The organism is Clostridium celatum DSM 1785, assembly GCF_000320405.1.
GTDB lineage: Bacteria > Bacillota > Clostridia > Clostridiales > Clostridiaceae > Clostridium > Clostridium celatum.
Genome location: NZ_KB291704.1, coordinates 1 through 17,016 on the forward strand (window position 1 = coordinate 1; position 17,016 = coordinate 17,016).

At 29.2% G+C, this 17,016-nt stretch carries 11 protein-coding genes and 1 pseudogene; 4 read left to right on the forward strand and 8 right to left on the reverse strand.

The genetic code is table 11. The annotated features are described in order from the left end of the window. Positions 1 to 210, forward strand: a 210-nt coding sequence (locus HMPREF0216_RS14035) for an LPXTG cell wall anchor domain-containing protein (protein ID WP_005215577.1), incomplete at its 5' end; no start/stop codon positions are given. Between the two features lie 185 nt (positions 211 to 395). On the opposite strand, the gene HMPREF0216_RS14040 is transcribed toward HMPREF0216_RS14035, so the two are convergent. Next, entirely contained in the window at positions 396 to 911 is a 516-nt protein-coding gene (locus HMPREF0216_RS14040; protein WP_005215579.1) for a hypothetical protein, read from the reverse strand. A 219-nt stretch (positions 912 to 1,130) separates the two neighbouring features. Between HMPREF0216_RS14040 and HMPREF0216_RS14045 the strand changes: the two genes are divergently transcribed. The 3 genes from HMPREF0216_RS14045 (at position 1,131) to HMPREF0216_RS14055 (ending at position 4,589) form a co-directional block, all read left to right on the forward strand. After that, positions 1,131 to 3,146: a penicillin-binding transpeptidase domain-containing protein gene (locus HMPREF0216_RS14045; protein ID WP_005215580.1), complete on the forward strand. Its 2,016-nt coding sequence runs from the start codon at positions 1,131 to 1,133 to the stop codon at positions 3,144 to 3,146. 109 nt (positions 3,147 to 3,255) lie between these two features. Beyond that, the gene (locus HMPREF0216_RS14050; RefSeq protein WP_005215583.1) at positions 3,256 to 3,888 is read left to right on the forward strand and encodes a GNAT family N-acetyltransferase; all 633 of its coding nucleotides are present in this window, start codon (positions 3,256 to 3,258) and stop codon (positions 3,886 to 3,888) included. Positions 3,889 to 4,265: 377 nt separating this feature from the next. Further along, entirely contained in the window at positions 4,266 to 4,589 is a 324-nt protein-coding gene (locus HMPREF0216_RS14055; RefSeq protein ID WP_005215584.1) for a hypothetical protein, read from the forward strand. Positions 4,590 to 5,382: 793 nt separating this feature from the next. Here HMPREF0216_RS14055 and HMPREF0216_RS14065 read toward each other — a convergent pair. From HMPREF0216_RS14065 to HMPREF0216_RS14095, 7 genes and pseudogenes are all read right to left on the reverse strand, one after another. Beyond that, a pseudogene (locus HMPREF0216_RS14065) lies at positions 5,383 to 6,365 on the reverse strand (IS91 family transposase). Continuing rightward, entirely contained in the window at positions 6,362 to 6,973 is a 612-nt protein-coding gene (locus tag HMPREF0216_RS14070; RefSeq protein WP_005215590.1) for a tyrosine-type recombinase/integrase, read from the reverse strand. Before HMPREF0216_RS14070 ends, HMPREF0216_RS14065 begins: the two are co-directional and overlap by 4 nt. Continuing rightward, positions 6,970 to 7,203 carry a phage integrase N-terminal SAM-like domain-containing protein gene (locus HMPREF0216_RS18295; protein ID WP_005215592.1) on the reverse strand — a complete coding sequence of 78 codons (234 nt, stop codon included), beginning with the start codon at positions 7,201 to 7,203 and terminating at the stop codon, positions 6,970 to 6,972. The genes HMPREF0216_RS14070 and HMPREF0216_RS18295 overlap by 4 nt, the downstream gene beginning before the upstream one ends. Positions 7,204 to 8,086: 883 nt before the next feature. Further along, complete coding sequence (locus tag HMPREF0216_RS14080; RefSeq protein ID WP_005215593.1) at positions 8,087 to 8,887, reverse strand: MurR/RpiR family transcriptional regulator; 801 nt, start codon at positions 8,885 to 8,887, stop codon at positions 8,087 to 8,089. 154 nt (positions 8,888 to 9,041) lie between these two features. After that, positions 9,042 to 9,686 carry an N-acetylmannosamine-6-phosphate 2-epimerase gene (locus tag HMPREF0216_RS14085; protein WP_005215595.1) on the reverse strand — a complete coding sequence of 215 codons (645 nt, stop codon included), beginning with the start codon at positions 9,684 to 9,686 and terminating at the stop codon, positions 9,042 to 9,044. Between the two features lie 17 nt (positions 9,687 to 9,703). Next, positions 9,704 to 11,194, reverse strand: a complete 1,491-nt coding sequence (locus tag HMPREF0216_RS14090) for a PTS transporter subunit EIIC (RefSeq protein ID WP_040420068.1) — start codon at positions 11,192 to 11,194, stop codon at positions 9,704 to 9,706. A 420-nt stretch (positions 11,195 to 11,614) separates the two neighbouring features. Continuing rightward, positions 11,615 to 17,016, reverse strand: a 5,402-nt coding sequence (locus HMPREF0216_RS14095; RefSeq protein WP_005215599.1) for a beta-galactosidase small subunit-related protein, incomplete at its 5' end; no start/stop codon positions are given.

Consider the following 17,016-nt stretch of genomic DNA (forward strand, 5'->3'; position numbering starts at 1 on the left):
GACAACTCAGAAACTGAAGATGATTCAAACAACGCTGGAAATAATAATTCTGGAAATAACAATTCTGGAAATAACAACTCTGGAAACACAACAACTAAACCAAACAGTGGTAAGTTACCTAACACAGGTGGTACTCCTGCTGCAGCTGTAGGGATCTTTGGTACATTAGTAGCAGCTGCCGGTGCATTAATATCAAGAAAGAAAAAATAAATTATCTAAACCAAGTTACCTATTTACACTTCATAAAAATAAAAAATAACCTATTTATTTTATACCTAAATTAAAATAACTTTATAAGAAAAGGCATGGCTTTGTTGTCCATGCCTTCTTTATTTTATCTTTAATACAAATTCTTCATTATAAACTCTATAAAATTATGATTAGACTATACATATTTATAAATTAAATAGTTGAGCCTTACTTTCAAGTGTTTCTGTAATAGCAATTATGTCACTCTCATACATCTTTTGTGACCATTTTCTATCATTTTCATTAATCTTAAAATATCCCCAAATAGCCTTTTTATATATATTAGTATATTTAAATCTTATTTTACAATTATTATATCTATCTACAATACAAAAATTTAATTTATCTTGAAATAATATTTCCTTAAATAATTCCCTATCTGTATTATTATACTTATTAAACCATTGTCCATAAATTAAATTATCATCATTATTCAATTTAACCATAAGCATTAATGGACTAGAATATCCCCAATTTATAACTATGTCTTTAAGCTGAATACTTATTTTAGGTAAAGTTTTACTTACCTTTGATATATCTTCTTTTATATAAAAAACAGGTCCTTCTATAGAACTTTCTTTACTTTTAAAAAGTAACATATGCCCTACTTCCATGTGAGGTAAATCCTTAATTTTTTCAGGTTCTAATTGTGCAATATCCATACTTAACCTCTTATTTATTAAAAATTATTTTTTACTTATAAAAATATTATAACATAAGCAAATACTCCACTTAATATACTTACCCTATGCTACATTATTTAATCAATTTGACATTTTTAAATTGGTAATATAATTATTTCTTTTTACAAGCAACTTTATTTAATATTATCTTGTTAAATGTTATAATATGTTTAAAAATAACAAATTTTGGAGGTAAGTATGAGAATTTTTAAACACATTATTTTATTACTAGCTATTACTAGTGGAATATTTTTTATTGGTTGCTCATCTCAAAGTAAATATGCAGAAACCTTTGAAACTTATAAAGAATATTGGTTACAAAACGACTTTTCAGCTATGTATGAAATGTTAAATTCTGAATCTAAAAACTATATTGATGAAGATACATTTACAACTAGATATTCTAACATCTATTCTGCTATGGAAATGGCTGATTTAAACATTGAAATCAATGGAGAATTAATTGAAAATGAAAACTTTGTTACTGTTCCTTTTACTTTAAAAGGCAATACTATTGCTGGTGAGTTAAGCTTTGATACATACAAATTAAATATTTATAAGGAAGATGATGAATATAAAATAGACTGGGATGAAAGCTTAATATTCCCTAATATGACTTCTGAGGATAAAGTATTAATTGAAGATTATGAAGCTAAAAGAGGTAAAATCCTAGATAGAAATGATAAGATTTTAGCTGAAGATGGTGAAATTAGTGTAATTGGTATATACCCTGCTATTTTTGATTTAGAAAATAAAGATTCAAAAATCGAAGAACTAGCAAACACCCTAGATATAAACAAAGAAACAATTATAAATAAATTAAATGAAAATTCCAATCCTGAATATTTCGTTCCAATTGTTGATATACTTTCAACTGATGAAAAACTAACTTCTCTACTTAATAGAGATACTGAAGGTATAGTAGTAAATAAAAAATCTTCAAGAGTTTATTATGGTGGTAATGCATTTGGAAGATTGATTGGTTATATAGGTAACATAACTTCTGAAGAGTTAGAAGAAAATATGGACAAAGGCTATACTGAATTAAGCTTAATTGGAAAAGCTGGTTTAGAACAAGTTTATGAAGATACTTTACGAGGTTATGATGGATGTGAAATTTACTTAGACAGAAATGGTGAACATTTAACAATAGCTAAGAAAGATGCTATAGATGGAAATGACATTAAGCTTGCTATTGATTTTGACTTACAAAATAAAGCTTATTCTGAATTAAATAATGAAAAAGGTACAGTAACTGCAGTTGATCCTAAAACTGGTGAGGTATTAGCTTTGGTAAGCGCTCCATCATATGATTCTAATACTTTTATGACATATGTAACAAAAACAAAAGCTGAAGAATGGGAAAATACTAATTATACTGATCAAGTTAATAGATTTAGTAACATCTACTCTCCTGGCTCAACAATGAAGCTTATTACTGGTGCAGTTGGATTAAATACTGGTGCTATAACAGCAGATGAAAAATTTGATATTCAAGGTTCTGCTTGGCAAAAGGATGAAAGCTGGGGAACTTATAAAATTACAAGAGTAGTTACTCTAGATAGTCCTATGACTCTTAGAGAAGCTGCTAAGTTTTCAGATAACATTTATTTTGGACAAGTTGCTTTAAAAATTGGAAGTAAAAAACTAATTGAAGGTATAAAGAAATTTGGTATTGGTGAAGAAATTCCTTTTGATTATCCACTTGCTCAATCTAGCATAAGTAATAGTGGAGAACTAAATGGTGAAATATTATTAGCTGATACTGGATATGGTCAAGGTGAATTAATGGTTACTCCTTTAAATATTGCATTAGCTTATAGTTCATTAGCTAATGAAGGAAATATTATGACTCCTAGATTAGTGATTAATAATGATAAAGAAGCTTCTATTTGGAAAGAAAAAGCTATAAACCCTGAAAATATTCCAGTATTAATAGAAGATTTTTCAGCTACTGTAAATGATGATGATGGGCCTGCTAATAGTGCTAAAATTCCTGGAATTAATCTAGCAGCAAAAACAGGAACTGCAGAAATTAAAGCATCTCAAGACGATGAAAATGGTACTGAAAATGGATGGTTTGTTGCTGTTGATACTACTACATCAAAAATCTCCGTTGCAATGATGATTGAAGATGTTAAAGACAGAGGTGGAAGTACAATACCAATTCCTAAAGTAAAAAATATAATCGAATATTATCTTAATAATAATTAACTTTATGATAATTTATATATTAATAAATTTCTGTAAATCACAATATACTTGTAAAGAATAATAATTATTAATTCATTCTTATATAAATTAAGTTGATGGAGAAGAAATTATGATTATATACCGTACAATAAAGAAAGAAGAAATTTCTAAATGTATAGATTTAATTACAGATTCATATAATGGATACTCATTTTATGAAATATTTGTGGAAGATAAAAAAAGACGCTTTAAATTTTTAAAAGAAATTCAAAAAGTTTGTGTTAAAACATGCTATAAACAACAAACCATTTTAGTTAGCTTAAAAGATGATAAAATTGTCTCTATCGCAATACTTAAATCCCCAAATGAACCTGAACCAACTATATGGAATTATCTTTGTGCAGGAGGGCTAAATGTATTTCTTGCCGGAGGAATAAAAAATACGCTAGGTTGGCTAAAAATGTATAATGAATCCAGTGCAGCTTGCCATAGTATCTCAGAAGACTCATGGTATTTGACATCCTTAGTCGTTGCAAATGAATTCAAAAATCAAGGATTAGGTAGCAAAATGTTGCAAGATGGAGTTATTCCATATATCTCTCAACATGGCGGAGGACTGCTTACACTGATTACAAATTCTGAGAGTAATTGCAACTTCTATAAGAAAAATGGTTTTACAGAGTTTCATAATGAGGTACTTAATGTAAACAATAAGAAACTTAATAATTGGGGCTACAAAATTAATATTCAAGCTAACAATTAATATATTATTTACTTTCAAATCTATCTGCCCCTTTTTCTAAAGAAAAATATATTTTTAGATATTCGCTTCAATATTTGTATCATATACAAATATATTTAACTTTTTATATTTTTCCTGACCTTATTGAATCATCTCATTAGTTGTAAAAGTAATTTATAAATTATAATATTATTTTTTATTAAGTTTTTGATATTAATTACTATGCATAAAAAGGGAAGTTCAAACACGAACTTTCCTTTCTTTATGATCAATAGAATAGCAATCATTAAATGCTATTTCTTAACTTCCTATATATTTTTCTATGTAATTTTATGTAACTAATTTAATTTAATATAATTTTATGATATCATTTACATATATGGTAGGGGGTAATATTTATGAATAAAACAAACAAACTTATGAGGAAAGTTTTAAAGATTTTTCTTATTATTCTTATTGTAACTAATCTATCTATTCTCATAGGTATATTTTTTGCATTTAAAAATCTTTCAGTTGATTTAACATATGCACAATCAAATAATGATTCATATTCTTCGCTAAATAATTCAGAAGAATATAATTACAAAACAACACTCTTAAATAACGTTAATGGTGCACTTGAATATCTATATGAGGTAGAAGCTCTTAATCATAATATTGGTAATACTGTATTATCTATCCAAATAAAAATGATTTTTCTGGCAGTGCATTATCTAAATTAAGTGAACCCTTAAACAAGCTTAATAAATTAGAATTATTCTTAGAGGAACTACCAAATAATATTAATGATAACTTTGAAGAGCTAATAAAATTAGCTAATACATATAAAGATTCAGCTATTACTATAGGAAAATTAATTTTTAATAATACTGAAATTAATAGTAACATTCTAAAAACATACAATGAACAAATAGATATTTCAAACAAAGCTGATGAAATCTTTATTTCAACTATAACAGAACTACTAGATAAATTGGACTTTAGTTATGAATTAACTGATGATGGAATCAACTATAAACTTAAATAAATTTTTCAAACTAAAAAACATATTTAAGTTTACATTAAAATCATACATTAAATGTGGGACATGTTTATCAGTAGTAAATTTAAAAAATATAATAAAAATTCAATCTTTAAATACTATATATGAGTAATATATAGTATTTACAAAGTCCAGCAATAACTTTGCTGGACTTTAGTTTTCTATATGAGTTAGGTTGATTGCGATGTTGAGAGTTAAAAATAGCACATAAATTAAGTTAATAACTAAAAGTTAAATATTAACTAGACTTAATTTATGCACCTCAATATTGCAATCAATGTATAGAACGAAGTCGCTAAAAGCATCCGCCCCCGTATGGGGATTCAAAAACTTCAAAATTAAATTAAAAACCTAATTTAATGAGCTATAGTTCTAAAAATATACTTTAACCTAATCTCATTACATATATGTCCTTATTTAAGGATACACTTTCCCCCTCCCCATTATCAAGCTAATATTCAATTTTGTCTTATTTAAGGCGGTGAATAGCTTCGAGGCATTAAAACTCCTTTTTCTATTAAATTTCCCTTCTCACAAATTTTACACATTCCTATTTTAATTCCTATTAATTTAAAGAATAGCTCCGCTGACGATAGTTTTTCGTCATCTCTAGGTTTTACCCTAAATATCTCAAGACATCGCTTAAACTTTAATTTCTTATTTCTATTTCCTAATATCCCATAGTGTCTAATCTTAACAAATTTATCGGGTAAGATATGCATAGTAAATCTTCTGATAAATTCATCAGCTTTTAAAGTCATTATTTTCTCTTTATTTTTATCTTTGTAATCTCTCCATTTAAATACTACATTTTTATTATCAACCTTAATTATTCTATTATCTGATATAGCAACTCTATGTGTATATCTACCAAGATATTGAACTACATAGGCTGCACTTTTGAAAGGAGCTTTGCTGTAAACAATCCATTCTTTCTTATACAATGAATCCTTAAATTCATTAAAGATATTTCTAGCGCTTAACTCACTGACACTTTCTAGAAATACTAATTTATTATCTAGATAAAGTTTATTTAAATAATATAGAAATTTAACTCTAAATTTTCTTGATAATACTTTTACTGGAATAAAAAACTTTTGCTTAGATTTTATCCATTTACTTTTATCTAGACTTAATCCACCACCTGGAACTATACAATGTATATGTGGATGATTCATTAGGTTTTGACCCCATATGTGTAATACTGTTGTAAATCCTATATCTGCATTTAAGTATTTTTTATCCTTTGCTAGTTCTAGCAAAGTCTCGGATACACAACTAAATAATATTGAATATAGTTCCTTTTGATTAAAAAGTATTAATAAATATGCCCGCCAAGCGAAGCTGTTTTGCAATATTGAATAGAAGATAGAGCTCTTATTATATTAGAAGGTAATCTTTTGCTTCTAATATAATCTTCTCCATGAACAGACATTATCTCTTGTAATGAACTCATAGCTTATCGAATGGGCTAACTACATTTAATACAGTATAATCCTTAACATGAAGATATATAGATGTTGTCTTTAAATTAGAATGTCCTAACAACGCTTGGATAACAACCAACTCTACACCATCATTCATTAAATGTGTTGCAAATGAATGTCTTAAAGTATGTGGAGTAGCCTTTTTAGTTATACCTGCTCTTTTAGTTGCAGCTAACATAGCTGATTGAATACCTCTGTTAGTTAACGATTCACCACTCCATCTAGATGTGAATAAATATTCTTCTGAATTATAGTTTTTATGTCCAAATTCTCTCCAATATAACCTTAATAATTCTAAGTTTTTTTGCGACAATAGAGTATATCTCTCTTTATTTCCTTTTCCAGCTCTAACCCTAATTTTCATTTCTTTACTCATTATGTCAGATAATCTTAGGTTTATTACTTCGCTTACTCGTAAGCCTGCGGAATATATAGTTGACAATATTGCTTTATGTTTTAAATAAGTAGCATTATCAATAATAAGTTTAACTTCCTCCTTAGTTAAATAGGCTGGTAAATTCCTACGACACCTAATTCTAGGAATTCTTAAATCACTCCATTGTCTTTCTAATGTCACAACATAAAAAATTTCGACATAGAATTTATACTATTTAGATTATTGCATAAATTCTTCTCATTTATGCAATAATCTAAATAGTTGATAATATGCTGTTCACCTAGTAGTTCAGGTGGCTGGTTATAGAATTTAGAAAAACTCTTCAAAGTGTATACCATATTTTTTATAGTTGAAGCACTTCGTCCACGTAGTTCTAAATCTTTAACCATTTTGTCTATTTTTTGATACATTTTATCACTCCTTAAAGGTGTGTAAAATGTGAGAAGTGAAGCTTCCTTGAGAAAGAAACTTCACTTCTTATTTTTTCCATATAAACTTTTAATTAATCACTAAACCCAGCCGTCGCTTTTAGCGATTTAGTTCTAATTTAAAATTCTTCACTAACTAAAAATTAACCTCTAATCTTCATAAAAACAAAACTAGCAAAAACATAAGTTGTTAATAATATTACTAATAAAATAAATATAAAAATACATCCTTTGCATATGATAATGCATTTTAAAAATACTCACTTGAATTTCTTGTATAATTTTTTAAGTCCCTTGATTCATTTACCTCAATCAAACTTCCTAACTTTTCTTTATCAATTAAATTTTCAGGTGTTTCAGATATATTAATTGTAAAGTCTGATTCATAAATCTTATTTCCTTGAATATATGATACTTGTATTTTTCTTTCACCAATATTATTAGTATCAAAGTATTTAGTTAAATCAACATTTTAACTATTATATTCAGATTTTCCCTTTGAATATATTATGTTTTTCCACTAACTTCTATTCCTTGCATATTAGTATGTATATCAGAAACATTAACCTCACGTACTCTTGCAATTAGTCTTAAGCTATAAACTTTTAATGATAATGCTTCTGAAGTTTTATCTGGACGATACCAACCAGCATTAGCTTCTCCAATAAACTTAATAGGTTCTCCCCCTAATTCTTTAGCTTTAAGTAATGATTCCGCATACTATAATATACTACCTCTTTTTAAATAATATTGAGTTGTAATTAATGATACAGTGTCGACATCAAAAATAAATTAAGATAATAAAAAACCTACTTGAACTTTTTGTTCAAGTAGGTTTCTCATAACTGTTGTCTTATAATTTATATTATGTTATAGCATTTATAGTTATTTGCATTTTGCTACTTAACTCTGTATCTTTTAATAACACCATAGATATTAAATCTACAAGGTACATAACAGAAAATTGTGTGTTGATAAAGCTACCCTTATCAACAAAGCTAGAATTATAGACTAATAAATTTTTATCAGAATACTTTGTTATAGAGCTATTTTCTATACTTGTAATAGAATATATTTTTGCATTATTTTTATTGCATATACTTAATGCCTTTATAACTTCTATAGTTTCCCCTGATATAGAAATTCCTATTACTAAATCATCAGCTGAAACTATGGAACTATTTATAATCATCATATGAGAATCAGTTATTCCCTGAACATTGAATCCCATTCTAAGGAGCCTTTGCATCATCTCATTTGCTGTAAAACCAGAACTACCCACTCCATATATGTATATTTTTTTAGCTTTTTTTATATCATTAACAAGCTTTAAAATAGATTCTTTATCTATTAAATACTTTGTTCTCTGAATAACTTCATTATAATAATTATATACATATGAAAATATTCCTTCATCCTCTTCATCACTTATCTTTTCAATATGCTTAACAGAATTCAACTTCATTTTCATATCCACAAAGCTTTCACAGCCAATCTTCTTTGAGAATCTTGTTATAGTTGCACTAGAAGCATCAACCAGCTTAGCAAAATCAACAATATTTATATTTTTAATTTCTTCTGACTTGTTCATTATATAATCAGCTATATTCTTTTCCTTTAAGGAAAATGTACTATATAATTTTTGAATTTCACGCAAAATATCCATAAAAAACCCCTATTTAAATAATCTACTCTATCAATATAATACTATACCTTTTATCTCTAAACCAATACCTTTTACAATTAAATTTATACAATAGCAAAGCCTCCGGGGTCAATCCATATATTGGAATGACCCCGGAGGTAATTTCATAATATCTCTATATAGCTTTTAAAACTTCATCATTAAATTTTTTAGTTATAAGTTGAGGCCTTGTTATAGCTCCCCCTACTACTACTGCATATGCTCCATTCTCCATAGCTTTTCTTGCCTTTTCTGGAGTATCAAAGTTTCCTTCTGCAATTACTGGCTTTGTGCATTGTCTAATTAATTCATCTAAAACTTCAAAGTTGTTAATCCCCTTTGATTGTTCAGTATATCCAACTAGTGTTGTTCCAATGTAATCAAACCCTAATTTTTCAGCTCTTAAGCCTTCTTCAACTGTTGATATATCTGCCATAAACTTTTGGTTTGGATACTTTTCCATGACAGCTTTTATAAACTCAACATCTTGATTTATTGTAGCATCTAATGCTATAACATCAACTTTTGCATTTACAAGTTCATCTACTTCTTTCATTGTTGGTGTAATATATGGAACTAAACCTGGATAATCCTTTTTAATTATACCTATTATAGGTAAATCTACTTCTCCCTTTATGGCAGTTATATCTTCAACAGAGTTTGCTCTTATTCCAACTGCTCCACCCTCTTTTGCTGCTAATGCCATTTTGCCCATTATAAATGAACTATGTAATGGTTCATTTTCTAATGCCTGACATGATACAATTAATCCTTTATTCATTACTACACCCCTTTTAATTATTCATTTCCTAATATTTCATTTATCTTTTGTTTTAATGGGTCTGCCATAGCTCCAAATATAGCTTGGATTCCACCCTTAACTTCAAGAACTGCTGTAGCTCCTAAATTTTTGATTTTGTCTTTATCAACTTTATTAATATCTTTAACTGCTACTCTTAATCTAGTAATACAAGCATCTACATCTTCTATATTTTCTTGTCCACCAAGTGCAACTATTATTTCTCCAGCCACATCATTCATTGATTCCTTAGATATAACTTTAACTTCTGCACCTTCTTCTTCACGTCCTGGTGTCATAACATTAAACTTAGTTATTAAGAATCTAAATGTAAAGTAGTATAAAGCAAACCAAATTACTCCAATTATTAACACATAAATCCAATTAGTTTTTTCATTTCCTTGAAGAACACCGAATAAAGTAAAGTCTATTAATCCACCTGAGAATGTATTCCCTATAGATACATTTAATATATCTGCAACTAAGAAAGATAATCCATCGAATACAGCATGTACTACATATAACCAAGGCGCTACGAATAAGAACATAAACTCGATTGGTTCTGTAATTCCTGTTAAGAATGAAGTTAATGCGACACTGATGAATAATCCAGATACTAACGCTCTTCTCTTCTTAGGAACACAATGATACATTGCTAAACAAGCTCCTGGTAGACCAAACATCATTGTTGCAAATCTACCTGCAAAGAATCTAGTTCCTTCTGTAAACAAACCTACATGATTAGGATCTGCAAGCTGTGCAAAGAATATATTTTGAGCACCAACTACAGTTTGACCTGCAACTTGAGCAACACCGCCTAATTCTGAATACCAGAATAATGGGTAAATCATGTGATGTAATCCAACTGCACCTGTTAATCTTAAAAGTGTTCCATATAAGAAAGTACCTACTACTCCCATATTAGCAATAGAAGTACCTGCTTTTACTAACCAACCTTGGAATGTTGGCCAAATTAAGAAGAATATTGTTCCAACAAATATAGCTGCTAATGAAGATATAATTGGAACAAATCTTGAACCACCAAAGAATCCTAAGAATGATGGTAATTTAATATTGTTATATCTATTATGTAAGAAAGAAACTAAAGTAGAAATTGCAATTGCTCCAACAACACCTGTATCTATTGATTCAACTGTTGGGTTAAATGCACCTATCATACCTTTTATTGAAGCATTCATAACTAAGAATGCAACTAAAGCTGCTAAACCTGCAGTACCTTTATCTTTTTTAGCTAGTCCAACAGCTAAACCTACGCATATAATTAATGCTAAATTTGCAAATACAATATCACCAGCTGAAGACATTACTGAGAATATTCCTTGTAACCATGCAATATTTAAAAATGGATATGCATTGATTGTATTAGGATTTGATAACGCTCCACCTATACCAAGCAGAAGACCTGCAGCTGGTAAAATAGCTATTGGTAACATAAATGACTTACCGATTTTTTGTAATTGTTTAAACATTATTTCTACCTCCCCTTTTTTTAAAACCCTATTTAAAAAAGTTATTAAAATTATTTTCACCGTTATAATATCATGAAAATATTTTTATTGCAATAGTTTTCAGAAAATATTTTTCATATATTTTCCCCCATTAAAATATTTTACACTTTGGATTTATTTAATATCTAATAGCTAATAAAAAATCCATTCTCACAATTTAAGCATTTTCTCATAATGTTTAAAATAAAAAGTGATGACATAACTATAAGAAACGTCATCACTTTTCAACATCTTATTATTTTTAATAAATCATATTTAATATGATTTGTTAAATTGTAGAGAATATTTGCAATAAACCATAGAAAATAATATAAATTCAAGGTGAAATTGCAATACTTCTCGAAAACTTAATAATTTATTTTTCGTAGTCTTAACTAATTGCTACTTTCTCTTCTTTAGGGATAGTATTCCACCTATAGCTGTAGTTATTCCAAGTAGTGCAGTCATTAATCCATTAGCTCCACCTGTTTTTGGTAGGCTTCCTGTTTTACTTGTACTTGAACTACTTGAGCTACTAGCTACATTATTTGAAGCAGTTTGATTGCTTGAACCACTATTATTTCCAGTTCCTGCAGTAGTATTTCCTGAACCATTATTAGTTCCTGCTCCACTACTTCCAGAACCATTATTGCTTTCATTCTTTTCTGATAAACTATTTAAGGCTGTTTCTAAAGCTTTCATTGATTTTTCTACATCTTCCTTAGATGCATCATTGCTCTTTAATACTGCACTTGCATCAGCTAAGGCAGTTCTTAATATACTTGCTGATTCTTCAGTATAAAGTGCTAAATCAATACCTTCAGCTCTTCCTACTAAATCTTCTAATTTAGATTTATCAGGAGTAAGTCTTAATTTTAGGTAAGCTCTTAATAAGCTATTATATGCTTCGTCTACTTCTTCTTGAGTTGCTTTATCATTAGCCACTACTTTATTTGCATTTTTTAATGCTTCAGCAAATACATTCCAAGTTGAAACTATATAATCTTCTTCCTTCTTATCTTTAACTGAATTTATAAGACTATTTAAAGCATCCTTATTAACAGCAATCTTTTCTAAGTTTGCTATAGCTTCTTTTAATGCTTCAACAGCTTCATCAACTTCATCTTGAAGTGCATTTTCATTAGCTATTACATTCTTAGCGTCTGAAACTGCAATAACTAAATTAGCCCAAGATTCTTCACTATATTCCTTTTGATCTAAAACTTCTGCTATATCAACAAGCTTTTGAAGTTCTTCTTTATTTCCAGCCTTAAATTCTAACATCCATATAGCATTAAGAAGTTTCTTATAAGCTAAGTCAATATCAGAACCTGTAGCATTTACATTATCATAAACAATATTTGCTTGTTCTAATGCCTCATTAAATTCTTTCTTAACAACTGGAACTACATCTTCTAAAGCTCCCATAGATACTTGATAATTAGCATAATCTATAACTTCCTTCAATGCAGCCTTATCAATCTTAAGCTTTAATCCAGTTATTGCATTGTTAAGCTCTTTTGTTGCATTTTCAATGATCTTACTAGTTGCATTAGTATCAGCAACAACTTCTTCAGCTACCTTTAATACCTTTTGTAATCTATTCACTGTTACATTAGTATATAAACTTAAATCTTTAGATTTAACATACTCAATTCTTTCAATTAATCCAGCTTTACTTGGTTTTAATTGAGCTTGTGCAATTGCTATATTAACCTTAGTAGTTTCTTCATTTACTTCATCTTGAGTTGCATTTGCATTATTTAATACTTTTTCAGCATTTGCAACTATATCTCCAAGACCTGCTACTGTTGCAGAATCATAGTTATCTATATTGTCTAAAATTACTTTAGCTCTATCTATAGCATCACTTAAAGCTACAGTATTTGCTCTTACTACTAAATTACCTATAGCATCTAATAAGCTATTATAGCTTGCAATTACAACATCTTCTGCTGGATTTTCTAAAGCTACAACTTTCTTAGCTTCATTTATAGCATTAGTTAACACTTCATAAGATGCTGGAGTATAAATAGCTGCACTATAATTAGTTTCTGCACTATTTATTAATACTTGTAATGAACCCTTATTAATAATAGTATCAAGGTTATTTAAGACATTTAATAATTTTGCTATTGCTTCTTCAACTTCAGCTTCAGTTGCAGTATTATTATTTAAGACTGCTTCACCTTCAGCAATAGCTGCTTGTAATGATGCAATTGAAGTACCAGTTAAGTTAGATGAATTATTAAGCTTGTCTTTAGCAGTATTAATAACAGCTTCTAACCCTTCCTTACTAACTGTAGTTTCAAGCCCATCTATAGCTTCATTAAGAGCCTTTACAGCACTATCTACCTCTTCAGTAGTTGCATCTACATTATCAATTACAGCTTTAGCATTATTTAATGCTTCTGTAAATTTAGCAAAGCTTTCTGATGTATAACCTTCACTTGTATACCCCTTAACAGCTTCATAAATATTAATTAATTCAGCTTTATCAACTGTAGACATTGGAGTAACAAGGTTTTCCATGTCTAACCACATAGCTACAGAAGTATCTGTTGGTTGTACTGAATATTCACCATCTCCTGTAAATCCATTCTTTTGAGCCATTACTTCTGCATCTGTTAACGCTCTAGAATAAACTCTTGCAGCACCTATTTCATAAGAACTAGTTCTACCAGTTTCAGGACAATATCCAAGCCATAATGATTGATTATTAGTAGCTAATCCACCAGTACTTGAATCGTTAGAAGTAGCTAATAATTCACCATTTAAATAAAGCTTTAATTGACTTCCTGTATAAGTTGCAGTGATTTGTTGCCAATTTCCAACCCAATCATCTCCAACATTTATTGATTTTTCAATTGTATACCAATTACCATCAGTAGCTTTAATAAAGAAGTCTAAAGATATATTTCCATTAGAACCTCCCCTACTTCTTAATCCAAAGTTACTGTCACCTTTACCCATAATCATATCATATGTCATATCTGTTCTAGTTGGATTTACCCAAGCCTCTACAGTAAATTCATTCTTTCCTGCAAATACACTATTAAATACATCCTCGCCATCAGTTCCCTTATTGTTATTAAGTTGCAATCTACCAGTAAGCTTAACTCCTGTTGTTTCATCTTTATATAATTTAGATGAAGCAGTTAATATTGGATTTATTTCATTCACACTTAAATCTCTTATATAAGCTGGGTCTTGTCCTTCCATGGCATTGATGTTATCTATAGCTTCAGTAAGCTTATTATAATTAGTTACTAATGCTTTTTGAACATCACTTAACTTATCATAAGTTGATTTTAAATCCATAACTTCGTCATATTGAGAGTAAGAATAAACAAATAAATTATCTATAGCATCAATTACAGCTTGAGCTGTTTGCTTATCAAATTCATCCTTATCAAAGCTTTCAATATTTCTCCAAGCTTTGCTTAATTCCATCTTATCTTGATTTTTTGTATATGGAACCATAGTGTATTCATAGCTATAAACTTTATCATTATATAATTTATAAGCTTCTAAAACTTGTGGTCCACAGCTTGCATTACCATTACCTTGAGACTTGTAATCTATAGATAAAATAGTTTCTGCTCTTGGTCCATCTAATTCATATGGATGATTTGCATCATTAAGTTCTTCAGCAGTAAAGTGAAGCGCACTAGCTTCTAATTCATTAGTACCTGAAACTAATAATGCATTATTACTATTTTCATTTTCAACAGAAATCCACTTAACTCCAGTCAAGTTACCTGTATCTTGAGTTTGTAAGAATGGATAGAAGAAATTACTTACAGATTCTCCATATACATCAACAGTTGCAAATGTATTTCTATCTTGATAAGATTCAACTGGTCCATTACCATACCATGTTACATTTTCATATCCTTCTGGTAATACCATTGTAGAACCTACTTTAGGGTATCTTCCCATACCAGTTCCTACTGCATCAATACTCATATTAACTGTAACTTCACCATTACCATTGATAGTGTAAACTATAGTTTCTTTAGCATTGTTAGCACTCTTTAAAGTAAGGTTTGCAGTAATTACTGTTCTACCATCTTCTAATGTAGAAGTTTCTATTCCTGTAACTTCTATATTATTAGTTGCATTTCTCCAGTTAGTATCATAACCACTATCGTTATTTAACCATGCTCTATAGAAATGTGGTTTTGGTCCTTCTTCTACTAAAACCTCATTATTAAATACATATTGACCCATTAATCCAGTAGATTTATCTATTTCAAATGAGAAATTTTCTCCTGCTACTGTGATTACATCTTCAGCTGAATCATTAACTGTAATTTCAGTATTTATTTCTGGTTTAACCATGGCAACTTGTGCTGGAACTTCAAATTGCTCATAAGATACTTCATGACCAGCTTTAGCATATAAAGTATCTTCCTTTAATTTAACTGAAATATTTAAGTAATATTCAGCACCAGCCTTAGCTTCTGTTGGCATAGTATAAGGAATTTTTACTGATTTAGTTTCTCTAGGCTCAACACTTTCAGTTATAACACCACTATCGACAACCTTATCATCTTCTACCAATTCCCAAGTAACATCATATTCATTTAGATTTGTAAAGCTACTTTCATTATAGATATTTACGTATCCATTAAGAATTTCACTTTCCTCTGCTGTAAACCAGAAATTTTGATATTGATATTTAACTTCATAAAGTTCTGGTTGAACATCTCTATCTGGAGATACTAATCCATTTACACAAAAAGAACCTGAATTTGGTTTATCTCCGTAATCTCCACCATATCCAAAGAATTTACCATCCATATATTCATTATATAAAGTTTGATGCTCATCAGAAGTTGAATAGTAATCCCAATATTGACTTTCTAATTCTTGAATTCCTACTGAATAATCAACCCATGCTAATACATCTTCTGAATCTGCTGTTATTGCTGGAGTAGCACTATTTTGTGCATTTAATTCATCAGCAGTTAATGCCTTAGTATAAATACGACCTAATGCCATATCTCCATCAAAGCTTCTTCCATGAGTTACATCATAACCAATTCCTAAAGCTTCATCTCTAGATGCAACTGCTCCAGTATAAGCCTTTGTAGCTAATAACTCTCCATCACAATATATTTTTAAATTTTGCCCATCATAAGTTCCTGCTACTTGATGCCAATTTCCAACCCAATCTGATGGGAAATTTGCTGTACAAGCATTCCAGCTACTACCGTTATAGATAAAGAACTCTATACCTGAACCTGAACTTTGAGTCTTTAATGCAACTTGATAATCTCCCTTTGCTATCATTACACTATTTTGCGCAGTAGAGCTTGGTTTTACAATAACTTCAAAAGTAAATTCCTTTGATGCTAAAGCTTCATTATAAGTTGTATTGTTATCTTTAGACATTATTGTATAACCATCATAAGATTTTCCTGTTAAAGATCCTTCTTCTGCATCCTTAACATCATTCTTTCCATAAACTGTACCTGTTGCTTTAAGGTTACTCTTATCTGTTATACTATAGCTCTTTGGAAGATCATCTAAAGATTTAGCTCTAGATTGATCAACCCAGTCCCAAACAAATGCTCCAAGCATATTGCTTCCACTTCTTATAGCATCCCAGTATTCTTTTAAGTTACCTACAGCATTACCCATAGCATGAGAATATTCACAAAGAACATATGGCATCTTGCCTTCTCCAGCTTTGCCTTGAACTGTGCTAACAGTTGGATACATATTACTATCCATATCTGTACCACCATTTCTTCCTTGACCTTCACTATGAACTGGTCTTGTTGTATCTCTATCTC